Here is a 12,561-nt window from a genome sequence, read left to right on the forward strand (position 1 = left end):
GGGCGGCGCCCGTCCGCCGCACGCGCAGGGCGGCAGCGTCAGCGCGCTGCCGGCTGTGCCTTCCCTTCCTTCAATGACTCGGCGTGCTTCGCGGCCATCTCCCGCGCCTTTTCGGCCAGCGGCGGGAAGGGGCCGTACTTGTGCTGGTCCGCCGGCGCGCCATCCACATAGGGCGGGAACGCGGCGTCGATCGGCTTGTTCCAGCGCGCCGGGAAGTCCTTCTCCAGATTCGCCTTCACCGGGCGCGCCTTGGACAGGATGTAGCCGGCCACATCGAAGGCTTCGTCGTCGGAAAGAACGGGCGACTGGTAGTTCACGCCCTGCGGCATGTTGTGCTTGATGAAGCGCACCGCGGTGAGAATGCGGTTCATGCCGGCACCGTTGTTGAAGGTGTCCGGCCCCCACAGCGGCGGAAAGATGTAACCCTGCGCATCGCCGGCCACGCCCACGCGCCGGCCTTCCCCATTTTCGCCATGGCAGACCTGGCATTGGGCCTGGAATACCGCCTGCCCCGCGGCGAGGTCGGCGCGGCGGTTCGGCACTTTCACCGCCTTGGTGGCGCTGCCTTCGATCTCCGCCCCCACCGGTATGCCGCGCGACAGGAAGTGGATGTAGGTCACGAAAGCCTTCATCTCGGGCGAGTCCAGCGGCAGCGCGCGGCCGTTCATGCTGCGCTCCATGCAGCCGTTCACCCGCTCTTCCACCGTGCTCAAGGCATCTTCGCGCCCCCGGTACTGCGGAAAGGTCGAGGTGACGCCGACCCAGGGGATCGCGAAGGGCTTGGTCGCGTTTTCCTGGTGACAGGAGGTACAGGACAGGTTGTTGCCGGCGTAGCGCTTGGTCTTGTCCTTCACCTCGGGGCCGATGTGGGCAAAGGTGCGCGTCGCCAGTTCGTGGCCGCGGCGTGCCAGCCGGCCGTAATCGTCGTCCGCCAGGGTGTCGATGTTGGGCTGCGGACGCTCCAGCAGGCTCACCTTGGCCGGCGCCAGCGCCTCCGGCACCGATGGGGTGGCGGCCGGCGCCTGGGCTATCGCGTTGCTTGCCAATGCCAGCCCGGCCGCGGTGGCCAGGGCGGATGTACGGATGCGCTTCATCTCATCTCTCCCGTCTTGAGTGGGCGGCGGGCACGTGGCCACCGCCTGCGTATGGTTTTTGGCTGAGCCCCACGGGGCTGCGAGGGTGACGCCCGCTGCGCCGCGCGCGCGGGCGTTAGGGGCATTTATCCCAGCGCAAGGGCCCCCGCGGCAATAGGTAAAACCGTCTAGCGCCCTATCCCTTTTGGCTGATTCAACCCGCTTGCGGCGGCGCTGGCCACGCGTGCGCGCTCGGGCTGAAAGGGCAAGTCGCACTCCCGCCACATGGAGATACAACCCCGCTACAAAGCGCCTCCGGGCCGCCCTTCAGGGGGGTCTATAAAGAAAGCGAAAGGGATATGCCAACGGCGGCAGACAGTGCCGGCGATGGTGCAGATGACCCCTCAAGACAAGGAGACGATCATGAAAGCGAAACTGCTTACGCTTGCGCTCTGTAGCGCGCTGCTGACCGGCGCCGCGCTGGCCCAGGATGCGATGCCGCCCATCCCCGACGACGCGCCTATCTACGGCTCGCAGATCATGACCCCGCAGGAACGCATCGAGCATCGCGACCGCATGCGCGCTGCGCGCACGCTGGAGGAGCGCGAAAAGGTCCGCGCCGAACACCATGAGCAGATGGTCAAGCGCGCCAAGGAGCGCGGCGTCACCCTGCCCGAGGAACCGCCGATGCGCGGCGGTGCGATGGGGCCCGGCGGGCGCGGTCCCGGCGGCGGCATGGGCCCCGACGGCCGGATGATGAACGGCAGCGGCCGGCCCGACAGCCGCCCCGGCTACTGAAGCACGACGGGCCGTTCAGTCGAGCGCGGCCGGATCCGCGCGCAGCATCAGGCGCGCGAGTTCGGCTGCGCTGGCCACGCCGGCCTTCTCCATCACATGCTGACGGTGCACATGCACCGTCTTCTCGCTGATTCCGAGCGCGCGCGCCACCCGCTTGTTGGGCAGGCCCTGCGCCACCAGCCGCGCCACCTCGCGCTCGCGCGGCGAGAGGCGGGCCAGCGCCGCGGCCGCGTCCTCACGACGTGCGAGTTCGGCCCGGGCCTCGGTGCCGCGGCGGATCGCCATCGTCACCGCGTCGAGCAGCGCCTGGTCGTGGAAGGGCTTTTCGAGGAAGTCGCTGGCGCCGCACTTCATCGCCTGTACCGCCAGCCCCACATCGCCATGGCCGGTGATGAAGACGATGGGCAGCGTCCAGCCACGTGCCAGGATCGCCTGCTGCAACTCCAGCCCGCTCATCGTCGGCATCCGGATATCGAGCACCAGGCAGGCAATGTCCGCGCACTCGCCCCCGCCCGCCGCCGCATCACATTCGGCGAGAAAGTCCTCCGCGGAAGCGTGGGGCCGCACCCGCCAGCCGACCGACTCGAACAGGAACACCAGCGAGCGGCGGAAGGCCGCATCGTCGTCCACGACATGGATCAGGCAATCATCGGTTTGGATCATGGTCGAGCAACACGGTGGGCGTCGCCGGCGCAAGGACGGCGGGCAGATTCAAGGTGAATACCCAGCCGGGGCCGTCGGCGGCCGGCGCGGCATCGAGCCGTCCCCCGTGCGCCTCGGCGATCGATCGGCAGATCGACAGCCCGAGGCCCAGTCCGTCCGGCTTGGTGGTGAAGAAGGACTCGAACAGGCGCCCATGTGCCGCGGCGTCCAGGCCCCGGCCGAAGTCGCGCACCGCGATGAGTACCCCGGGCGACAGTCCTGCATCCGCGGGCGTCAGCCGGATATGGATCCGCCGGCGCGCGTCGGGCAGGCCTTCGCTGGCGTCGTGGGCATTCTTCAGCAGGTTGAGCAACACCTGCTGGACTTGCAGGCGATCGGCCTCGATCACGGTGCCGGCCGGCAACGCGTCTTCCACCGCGACAGCCGGCGCGCGCGCGAGCATGCCGCGGAACAGTTCGACCGACTCGCCCACCACTTCGGCGGGCACCAGGCGCTCGCAGCTGTTGCGCCGTTTGCGGGCGAAATGGCGGATGCGGCCAAGGATGCCCGCCGCGCGTTCGGCCTGCTCCGCGATCTCGGCGGCGGCCTCGCGCACCGCGGCGTCGGTCAGGCGCTGGTTGTCCGCCCTGCGGCGGAGGCTGTGGGCGTAATTGGTGATGGTGGCCAGCGGCTGATTGAGTTCGTGCGCAAGCGTGCCCGACAACTCGCCGAGCACCGACAGCCGCGCCATATGCTCGGCCTGCTCCTGCGCCGCGCGCAGCTCGGCGGTACGCCTATGCACCAGGTGCTCCACCCGCAGCGTGTACAGCGCCCACGCCGCCACCAGCAGCGCCAACGCGGCCACCCAGGGCCAGTAGCGCGCGGCCAGCGCCATCAACGTGGGTTCGCGCAGGTAGGCATAGGGGCCGATCTGCAGGCGGCGGAAGAGCTCATGCACCGACTGGTAATCGGCGGGGACCGCCCACGCGAGGCCGTCCGTCTCCCGCGTCATGCCAAGCAGCGCGATCGCCACCGCACGCGCGAGATCCGGGGAGGTGTGGCGCAAGGCCGCCAGCGGCCAGTCCGGATAAAGCGGCGTGGACGTCGCGCACGGGAAACCGGCAACCGCCTGCGGCGCCACCACACGAAAGCGGTCGGCCCACTCCGGCCGGCTTTCCAGCAGGCAGCTACGCAGCACGCCGGCATCGGCTTTGCGGGCGTCCAACGCGGCGACGACCCGGTCCATCGGCAAACCCACCTCGTACAGTTCCGCCAGATCCCGCTCCGGCTGGAGACCCAGCCCGTCGAGCGCACCCCACACCATCTGGTAGCCGCCGAACGCATCTCGCCCGACGATGGCAAGCCGCTTGCCGCGCAGGTCGGAAAGATCGCGGATGGCCGACGACGCCGGCACGATCACCGCCGCGCCCAGGGCGCGCTGCGGCGACCGGCCGCCTCCGGCGTCGAGCGACAGGATGCGGCTGACGCCCAGGTCGGCCTCCAGTTCGACGTAATGGCCCGGATTGGTGATGACGAATTCGAGGTCGCCGCGCTGCACCGCCGCCCGCAAGCCGGCGTGATCGAGTTGCACCAGACTGACCTGCCGACCCGGCAAGGCATTTTCGAGCCGGCGTATCAGCGGCGACCATTCCGCCACCGCGGCCTCGGCGCCGAGCACGGCAAGCACGCCGACGCGGACCCGCGATACGGATTCGGCGTGCTCACCGGGGACGGGCGCAGCCCAGGCCGCCGCCGTGAGCCACAGCAGAAAATGCGTGAGCCACAGCCACCGCGCAAGACGGTCAGGCACGAGGGGCACGGCGGGCGCGGTCGCGGTATGACATGGCTGCGGATGATGCCATCGGTCGCCCCGGGTCGGGCCCCTTCTCGGGCTCGATGTTCCAGCAATGGGAAAAACCGCCGTTCGCGGTCAACTATGATTCATTCAGGCGCGCTTTCCGGCTCCGATACCGGCCGGGCGACGCTACCCGCCTGCGCCCGTCGCGCCCTTTCCCCCACCGCCCGACCCGGGAGACCGAGATGACGCCGAAGAACACGATATGCCTCTGGTACGACGGTACCGCCCTGGAAGCCGCCCGGTTCTATGCCGACACCTTTCCCGACAGCGCGGTCGGGACCATCCTGTACGCCCCCGGCGATTACCCCGCGGGCAAGCAGGGCGACCTGCTCACGGTGGAGTTCACCGTCGCCGGCATCCCCTGCATCGGCCTGAACGGTGGCCCCGAATTCAGCCACGACGAGGCCTTCTCGTTCCAGATCGCCACCGACGACCAGGCCGAAACCGACCGCTTGTGGAACGCCATCATCAGCAATGGCGGCCAGGCAAGCGTATGCGGTTGGTGCAAGGACAAGTGGGGCGTGTCGTGGCAGATCACGCCCCGCGCCCTCATCGCAGCGATCGCCGACCCCGACCGCGCGGCCGCCAAACGGGCGTTCGACGCGATGATGCAGATGGGCAAGATCGACATCGCAGCGATCGAAGCCGCGCGTCGCGGCTGAGGCGCCAACCCCATGCCGGGCAAGCCTCCGCACCGGCGCAAAGAGCGGTAGCGCCGCGGTGCGCCCCAGCCCGGCGGAGTCGCGTTGGAAAGGCCGCCTCGAAGGCGGTGAACGTGAAAAAGGCCAGACCCCTCGATCTCTCTCGGAGTTCTGGCCTTCTTCGGACTTCCTGGGAAGTCATGCTGGTGGAGCCGGGGGGAATCGAACCCCCGTCCGCAAGCCCTCTACAGACAGCTCTACATACTTAGCCGACCTATTTGGATTTAGCCTCTGACTTAGCCGGTCGGCAGGCCGGTCATCAGCGAGTTACCTTACCTTTAGCTACAGAGCCAAGTAACCCGGCCCTGCTCGCGATTCTCTGTAAATGACACTGCAGCGGCCCAGCTTACGCTGGAACCACCCGGCCCAGAGACCTGCCGGTGCAGCGCCCGCCGGGATTAAGCGGCGAGAGCGAAACGCTCGTCGTTGGCGTTTGTAGTTTCCCAGATGGATTTACGAGGTGACTGGTCCTCGGTATGCACTGCACTGCTTCGCGACCCACGTCGAAGCCAGGTCGGCCCCAGGTGATCGTTACACGCGCACCCTGTAGATGGTGGCGCTGCACGAGATTTCAAGAGGCGGGAGTCTAGCACGCACCGCACCCGCCCGCCCTTTTCTTTCCACGCGCGGTAGGACCGCCACTCCCCCGGGTGGTTCCACAGGGGACGCAGCCTGTCCTTCCCCGGCAAAACCACCGTCACACGGGCGCAACCTTGCCCGCCGACCATGCGCAACCGCTCCAGATTCGCGCCCCTGCGCCCGCCTTTCCGCGTGACCGATACCTGTCTTCCCCCGGCCTCCCTCTCCCCATCCGCGGATGGCGCCACGCCGCCCGCCGCTGCGCAGCAGCGTCGCAAGCGCATCGACAGCTGGGCCGGCCTGACGATGGGGCCGCTGTTGCTCGTGACACTACTGGTGGCGGCGATCTGGGCGGGACAGAGCGTCCATACCGAACGCGAACGCGCGCTTGCCATCCGCACCACCTTCGCCCATCAGGAAAGCGTGCTGCGGATGCTGGCCGCCGACGAAACCCCGGCCAACGGCATGGACGACCATGCCACCGACGAAAGCGCGCTGATCAACCAGTTGGCGGCGCAGGTGGCCACCAACCCTGCCCTTGCCAGCACGCTCACGCTTCTCGACCCCGCCGGGCGGGTGCTTTGGACACCGGCCTTTCGTCCTGCGCCCTCGCCGCAGGCAGCGCAGTTGCGCCCCGGCACGCCGGGTTCGTTGTCGCACGCCGTGGTCCCGCTGGTGGGTGGCAACGCCCGCCTGGTCACGGAACTCGCCCTCCCCCACACCGGCCTGAGACTCCGCGCGACGCGCGAGCTCGACGAGGTGTTGGGCCTCCCGGATGCAGGGCGCAGCAACCTGCGCGGCTGGGGCTGGGGCGTAACGCTCGCGCTGATCGCCGCGGCCGCCCTGCTCGCCTTCATCGGCCACCGCCAGCACCGCCTCTACCGGCAGTTGTGCCGCGCCGGCGACGAGAACCAACGCCTGATCGACCGCCTGCGGGACGAACGCTCGCGCGCTTATCAGCTTGCCTCGCACGATCACCTGACCGGTCTGCCCAACCGGCTCTTGTTTACCGAACTGGCCAACAGCCACCTGTCGCGCGCACGGCGCAGCCATGCCCCGTTCGTGATGATGTTTCTCGACCTCGACCGCTTCAAGCGCATCAACGACACCCTGGGCCACCGCGTGGGCGACCTGCTGCTGCAGGAAGTGGCCCTCCGCCTGCGGCAGACAGTGCGTGAGACGGACATCGTCGCCCGCCTCGGTGGCGACGAGTTCGTGTTGCTGCTGACCGAACTCGACGCGCTCGACGACGCCAGCCGGGTCGCCCGCAAGCTGATCGAGGCGATTGGTCAGCCGATGGTGCTGGACGGCCATGAAATCGAAATGCGGCCCAGCGTTGGCATCGCCATCCATCCGCGCGACGGGATGGACGTCGAAGCGATGATGCGCAACGCGGATTCGGCAATGTACGAAGCCAAGCGGTCCGGCAGCGGGCGCTTTCACTACTACGATCCCTCGCTCAACTCGCGCTCGTCGTTGCAACTGGATCTCAACGGCCGCTTCCGCCGCGCAATCCTCGGCAACGAGTTCGTCCTGCACTACCAGCCGCGCGTCACGCTCAACGGCTTTCGCGTCACCAGCCTCGAAGCCTTGATCCGCTGGCAGCACCCGGAACGCGGGCTGGTGCCGCCGGGCGAATTCATCGAATACGCGGAACAGGAAGGGCTGGTGGTCGAACTCGGCAACTGGGTGGTGCGCGAGGCCTGCCGCCAGATCGCGGCGTGGATTGCCGAGGGACTCGAGATCGTTCCGGTGGCGATCAACGTGTCGCCGAAGCAACTGCGCGACCACAGCTTCGTCGAGGTGATCCGAGAGTCGGTCGCGCACTACGGCATCCGCCCCGACCTGCTGGAAATCGAGATTACCGAGCGCTGCGTGGTGGAAGACTTCGAGCGCCCGCGCGCGGCGCTGGAAACGCTGTCGGCGCTCGGCCTGAAGATCGCGCTCGACGACTACGGCACCGGCTTCAGCAGTCTGAGCTACCTCAAGCAACTGCCGATCGACATCATCAAGATCGACCGTTCCTTCATCAGCGACATCCGCAACGCCCGGCACGACGCCGCCATCGTCGCCTCGACGATCGCCCTCGGCCACAACCTCGGTCTCACCGTCATCGCCGAAGGCGTGGAAACCCGGGAGCAGGTCATCTACCTGCGGACGGCCGGCTGTGACGAAGTGCAGGGCTACTACTTCCAGAAACCCGCCCCGGCAGACGCCATCCGTCCGCTGCTCGCAGCGGGAAGCCAGCCGATGACCGCAGCCGGCTGACGGCGCCAGGCACGGGGCGCCGGGCAGCACCGGTGCCGGGCCCAAAACGCCGCCGACCGAGAACCGCGCGGGGAAAAGCGGGGAACGGTGATGGATCCAGGGGTGGCGCAGACCGGCCACAGGCCATCTGAACGCTGGCGAAAGCCCGTGTTTCCAAACGATTTCAGGGACCGAGAAACGCGCTGAACAGCGCGCTGGTGCCCCCGGCAGGACTCGAACCCGCGACCTTCGGTTTACAAAACCGTTGCTCTACCAACTGAGCTACAAGGGCTTCGCCATACGGTGGAAACGCTGCCCGGAGGAGCCCCGGGGCGATGCAGCGGCGCGGATTATAGCCCAGTGGGGCGCGTTCCCGGCCGCTCGCGCACAACGCGCACGCGTCCCGGGCTTTTATTTCTCCGGATACTGTATATAATTACAGTTATCGACAATCACGCAGGGCGGAGTCAGGAATGGAAGCGAAATTCACGAAGTCTCTGATGGCGCTGGGTCTGCTTGCCGGTTTGATGTTCGGGGTCGGAATTCCTGGTGGCGGCGTCGCCCTTGCAGCCGCCGGTGTTGCCACCGTATGGCTGTTTCGCAGCAATGGGGAAGAACACGCCTGAGCACGCCTGCACGCTCATTTCCTTAGCGGAATCACCGTGGTCCGCTCCACCGGAACAGCGGTGACGCTGTTTTGCGGGCTTCCCTCGATCAGTTTGTCGGAATAGGTGAGATAGACCAGCACGTTACGTCGCGGGTCGGCCATACGCACGACTTGCAGGCGTTTGAACAGGATTGACTGGCGCTCGGAAAACACCTCTTCCTGCATCGGAATGGCTTCCCGGAAACGGATCGGTCCCACCTGACGGCAGGCGATCGACGCTTCGGCAACGTCCTCGGCCAGACCCACGGCACCGGCAATACCGCCGGTCTTGGCGCGGGACACGTAGCAGGTAACCCCCTCGACGCGCGGATCGTCATAGGCTTCCACCACCACCTTGTGGTTGGGGCCGATGAGCTTCCACACCGTGGACACCTCCCCCACCATCTCGGCGCGCACTGCCAGTGGCGCAAGCAACATCGCAAGTGACAGGAGGAAGGGGTGCCGGCGTTTCATCGCCCGAACTTGCTCACCAACTGCTGCAGTTTTTCGGTCCGGCGACGCTCGGCTTCTTCCGCCTCGCGGCGGGCCTTCTGCTGCTTGGCGGCGGCCGCAAAACGTTCCTTCAGCAAGGCGGACGCATGCTGGCGCTGCTCTTCCGTCACCTCGCCGGCAACCTGTCCATCCAGGTCGTAACGCTCCGCGCTGCGCTCCACCGCCTTCAGGTACTTGGTGGACGCGGTGTGCATGCGCAGGGCCGACCTCAGCACCTTGCGCTCGAACTGCGGAAAACGCTCGAGGATGGTGGCATCGATCCGCAGCGCCAACGGCTTGCAATCGCGAAAAGTGGGCGAGGCAGCCTGCAGTTGCTGAAGCAGGGCACGCGGCTCGAGAGCGGGCTTGGCCGAAGGAGTATCGGTGGTCATCGGAGGTGCGTTACGGGTTGAGGAGAACCGCCTCACCATAGCGCAGGAAGAGACGGCTGCCCACATTCTACCCGCGGGACGATGACGGAAACCACGACCGTGGCGCCGTTGTCCATCGCCGGTAATGTTGTGGAGCCCGCCCATGGAGAACGAACAAACCCGCGCCATTCTGGCCATCTGCCTGCTCGCCGCCTTCGCCGACAACCGCAAGGATGCGCTGGAGCGCGAACACATCCGCCGGGTCGCGGCCTCGCTCTCGCGCGACGCCGAAATCGACCTGGTCTCGCTTTACCAGGATGTCCTGCTGCAGCGGGTGCAGCTGGACGATCAGACTGCGGCGCTCGACACGCCGGAGTTGCGTCACCTCGCTTACGAAATGGCGGTGGGCGTCTGTGATGCAGACGGCGTACACGACTCCGCGGAGCGCGCGTTTCTCGAACGGCTGTCGGCCGCCCTGCAACTCGCTCCGGATAAGGCCGCACACTGCATCGAGGAAGCCGATGCGCTTGCCGCCGCACCGCTCGCGACGGGGCCATCGTCGGCCAGCGGCCCGTCCATCGGTGCGGCCGTTTCGTCCCCCGCGCCCGCGGTGGACGAGGCGGAACTCGACCGCAGCATCCTGCAGGCCGCCATTCTCAATGGCGCGCTCGAGCTGCTGCCACAGTCGATGGCCTCGATGGCGATCATCCCGCTGCAGACCCGCCTCGTGTACCGCATCGGCAAAGCCTACGGTTACGAACTCGACCGCGGGCACATCAACGACTTTCTCGCCACCGCCGGCGTTGGGTTGACTTCTCAATACGTGGAGCAGCTCGGACGCAAGCTTATCGGCGGCCTCCTCGGCAAGGTCCTCGGCGGCACGGGCCGTAGCCTCGGCAGCGCCGCCACCGGCTCCGCCATGTCCTTCGCCAGCACCTACGCCATCGGCCAGGTCGCGAAGCGCTATTACGCTGGAGGCCGGCGGCTGGACACGGACGCGCTGCGCGAAGCCTTCAGCGGTCTGCTCGGCCAGGGCCGTGCGCTGCAGCAACGCTATCTGCCTGAAATCGAGCAGCGCGCCGGCGGCCTTGATCTGGGCCGGCTGATGACCGAACTGCGCGGCTGACCACACATCACGCCAAGCGCCGGCCCAGCCCGGCATCCGCCACGGGGCCGGACCTCCTGCGCGTGCCGGGCACCCGCTCCGCTATGACCATCGGCTAGCCCGCGCGCGCGCGTGGTTTTCGCCGCGGCGCGCGTGCATAATCCGGGCGACCGACCGGTTTTGTTTGCCGGCGCGCCTTTCCGGATGGCTTGATGACGCGCACTCCCCCTTCCGCCTTTCCCCCCTCCCGACCGGGAGGAGACGGCCGTAGACCTGGCACCACCGCCGAAACCGGTACCGCCCCCGAAATTGCCCGCGAAGCCCTGCGACAGCTCGCTGCCCAGCGCGTACCGCCGACGCCGGACAACTACCGCGCCTTCTACCATCAGATTGCCGGCACCGCGCCCGAAGAGGTTTTTCCCACCCGCGCCCTGAAGGCGATCGCCGGCGCGCTGCCCCGCTCCACGCCCGAGGCCGTGCGCTTGGCGCGCCAGTTCGAAGAAGCAGTCGCCGCCGGTCAGTGGCCGGCGCTCAAGCTTGCCATCGTTGCCATCTGCGAGACGCGCGGCGAGGCGCAACTCGCCTGGGGTTTGCTGATCCGCGACCTCGTCGGCCAGCTCGAACGCAACCAGCAGGGCTTCACCCGCGCGCGCAAGCTCGAATCGCTGCAGCACGTCCTCGCCAGTTCCAGCGCGGACCCCGCCCAGCTCCACATGCGTCTGCAGGGCCTGCTGCGCAGCTGGGGCCAGGCCGCGGAAGGCGAGGAAGAGGCCCTGCCGGGCGGCCAAGCGGAGCAGCCGGCGCCTGCGCCCGACACCGCGGCACCCGTCGTCGCACCGCGGGCAGCCATCGAGGTCATCGGCGAACTGCTTGCGCGCGTGCTGACGCGTGGGGTCGCGCCGGTCGTTGCGCATGAAGCGGAACTGAGCGCTGAAGTCGCGGTACTCGCGGCGGAGGCAACCAGCTTGGCCGACGAAGGCAGCGCGCTGCGCTACCGCGAACGCCTCGACAACTTCGCCGCCCGCCTCGCCTGGTACGGCGACGACCAGCACGCGGTGCGCGACGCCCTGCTGACGCTGCTGCGGCTGCTGGTAGACAACATCCGTGAGCTGGTGCTGGACGACAACTGGCTGCACGGCCAGCTCAGCGTGCTCGCCGAGGCCTTCACCGGCGAGCTGGATATCCGCATGCTCGACGAAGTCGAACGCCGCCTGCGCGACGTCATCGACAAGCAAAGCCACCTCAAACGCCAGCTGTCGGACGCGCAGCAGCGGCTGAAGACCATGCTGGCCGGCTTCATCGACCGGCTCGCCAGCTTCTCCAACACCACCGGCGAATTCCACGACGTGCTCGACCAGTGCGCCACCCGCATCAGCGCCGCGCACGACATCAGCGAGCTGTCGGATGTGGTCGAGCAGATGCTGCGCGAAACGCGCAACACGCAGGAGTCGGCACGCCGTTCCGGCGAAGAACTGGCCGAACTGCGCGAACAGGTCGAGTCGGCGAACCAGCACATCCTGCGTCTGCAACGCGAACTCGACGAGACCAGCGAACTCGTGCGGCACGACCCGCTGACCGGCGCGCTCAACCGCAAGGGCCTGGACGAAGCACTGGCACGCGAGATCGCACGCGCGCGGCGCCACGGCAGCCCGCTCTGCCTCGCGCTGCTCGACGTCGACAACTTCAAGCAGCTGAACGATACCTACGGCCATCGCGCCGGCGACGACGCGCTCCGGCACCTGTTCAGCGTGATCCGCGAAGCCGTGCGCCCGCAGGACGCGGTCGGCCGCTACGGCGGCGAGGAGTTCCTGATCGTGCTGCCGGACACCGACACCGAACAGGCGGCCGCCGTGGTCGTCCGCCTGCAGCGCGAACTGACGCGCCGCTTCTTCCTCGCCAACTCGCAAAAGCTGCTGATCACCTTCAGCGCCGGCATCGCCCGCCTGCATGCCGACGAAGACCCGCAGCTCGCGATCGACCGCGCCGACAAGGCCATGTACGCAGCCAAGCGCGCCGGCAAGAACCGGGTGCTCATCGCGGCCTGAACGC

11 protein-coding genes, 1 tRNA gene and 1 other RNA gene are annotated in these 12,561 nt (G+C 67.8%); 6 read left to right on the forward strand and 7 right to left on the reverse strand.

What is annotated here, in order from left to right:
• Positions 1-38 precede the first annotated feature (38 nt).
• The gene (locus dqs_RS13860) at positions 39-1,094 is read right to left on the reverse strand and encodes a c-type cytochrome (RefSeq protein ID WP_065340870.1); all 1,056 of its coding nucleotides are present in this window, start codon (positions 1,092-1,094) and stop codon (positions 39-41) included.
• A 402-nt stretch (positions 1,095-1,496) separates the two neighbouring features.
• Here dqs_RS13860 and dqs_RS13865 point away from each other — a divergent pair, with 402 nt between their 5' ends.
• Positions 1,497-1,871, forward strand: a complete 375-nt coding sequence (locus dqs_RS13865) for a hypothetical protein (protein ID WP_065341738.1) — start codon at positions 1,497-1,499, stop codon at positions 1,869-1,871.
• 15 nt (positions 1,872-1,886) lie between these two features.
• On the opposite strand, the gene dqs_RS13870 is transcribed toward dqs_RS13865, so the two are convergent.
• Positions 1,887-2,534: a response regulator transcription factor gene (locus dqs_RS13870; protein WP_065340871.1), complete on the reverse strand. Its 648-nt coding sequence runs from the start codon at positions 2,532-2,534 to the stop codon at positions 1,887-1,889.
• The gene (locus dqs_RS13875; RefSeq protein WP_179947991.1) at positions 2,518-4,323 is read right to left on the reverse strand and encodes a sensor histidine kinase; all 1,806 of its coding nucleotides are present in this window, start codon (positions 4,321-4,323) and stop codon (positions 2,518-2,520) included. The genes dqs_RS13870 and dqs_RS13875 overlap by 17 nt, the downstream gene beginning before the upstream one ends.
• A gap of 230 nt (positions 4,324-4,553) precedes the next feature.
• On the opposite strand from dqs_RS13875, the gene dqs_RS13880 reads away from it, so the two are divergent.
• Complete coding sequence (locus dqs_RS13880) at positions 4,554-5,033, forward strand: VOC family protein (RefSeq protein ID WP_011766400.1); 480 nt, start codon at positions 4,554-4,556, stop codon at positions 5,031-5,033.
• Between the two features lie 183 nt (positions 5,034-5,216).
• On the opposite strand, the gene ssrA is transcribed toward dqs_RS13880, so the two are convergent.
• Positions 5,217-5,594, reverse strand: a transfer-messenger RNA (tmRNA) gene (gene ssrA, locus dqs_RS13885).
• A gap of 249 nt (positions 5,595-5,843) precedes the next feature.
• Here ssrA and dqs_RS13890 point away from each other — a divergent pair.
• Positions 5,844-7,919, forward strand: coding sequence for a putative bifunctional diguanylate cyclase/phosphodiesterase (locus dqs_RS13890; RefSeq protein WP_169823518.1), 2,076 nt, complete (start codon positions 5,844-5,846; stop codon positions 7,917-7,919).
• A gap of 195 nt (positions 7,920-8,114) precedes the next feature.
• On the opposite strand, the gene dqs_RS13895 is transcribed toward dqs_RS13890, so the two are convergent.
• Positions 8,115-8,190, reverse strand: a tRNA-Thr gene (locus dqs_RS13895).
• Positions 8,191-8,371: 181 nt separating this feature from the next.
• Here dqs_RS13895 and dqs_RS20815 point away from each other — a divergent pair.
• Positions 8,372-8,524: a hypothetical protein gene (locus tag dqs_RS20815; RefSeq protein WP_011766413.1), complete on the forward strand. Its 153-nt coding sequence runs from the start codon at positions 8,372-8,374 to the stop codon at positions 8,522-8,524.
• A gap of 14 nt (positions 8,525-8,538) precedes the next feature.
• On the opposite strand, the gene dqs_RS13900 is transcribed toward dqs_RS20815, so the two are convergent.
• Complete coding sequence (locus tag dqs_RS13900) at positions 8,539-9,018, reverse strand: CreA family protein (RefSeq protein WP_011766414.1); 480 nt, start codon at positions 9,016-9,018, stop codon at positions 8,539-8,541.
• The gene (locus tag dqs_RS13905; RefSeq protein ID WP_065340873.1) at positions 9,015-9,428 is read right to left on the reverse strand and encodes a ProQ/FINO family protein; all 414 of its coding nucleotides are present in this window, start codon (positions 9,426-9,428) and stop codon (positions 9,015-9,017) included. The genes dqs_RS13900 and dqs_RS13905 overlap by 4 nt, the downstream gene beginning before the upstream one ends.
• A gap of 142 nt (positions 9,429-9,570) precedes the next feature.
• On the opposite strand from dqs_RS13905, the gene dqs_RS13910 reads away from it, so the two are divergent.
• Positions 9,571-10,533, forward strand: coding sequence for a YcjF family protein (locus dqs_RS13910; RefSeq protein ID WP_065340874.1), 963 nt, complete (start codon positions 9,571-9,573; stop codon positions 10,531-10,533).
• 191 nt (positions 10,534-10,724) lie between these two features.
• Positions 10,725-12,557 (forward strand): GGDEF domain-containing protein, encoded by a 1,833-nt coding sequence (locus tag dqs_RS13915; RefSeq protein WP_084018533.1) that lies wholly within the window; start codon positions 10,725-10,727, stop codon positions 12,555-12,557.
• Positions 12,558-12,561 lie beyond the last annotated feature (4 nt).

It is taken from the genome of Azoarcus olearius, from assembly GCF_001682385.1.
GTDB classification, from domain to species: domain Bacteria; phylum Pseudomonadota; class Gammaproteobacteria; order Burkholderiales; family Rhodocyclaceae; genus Azoarcus; species Azoarcus olearius.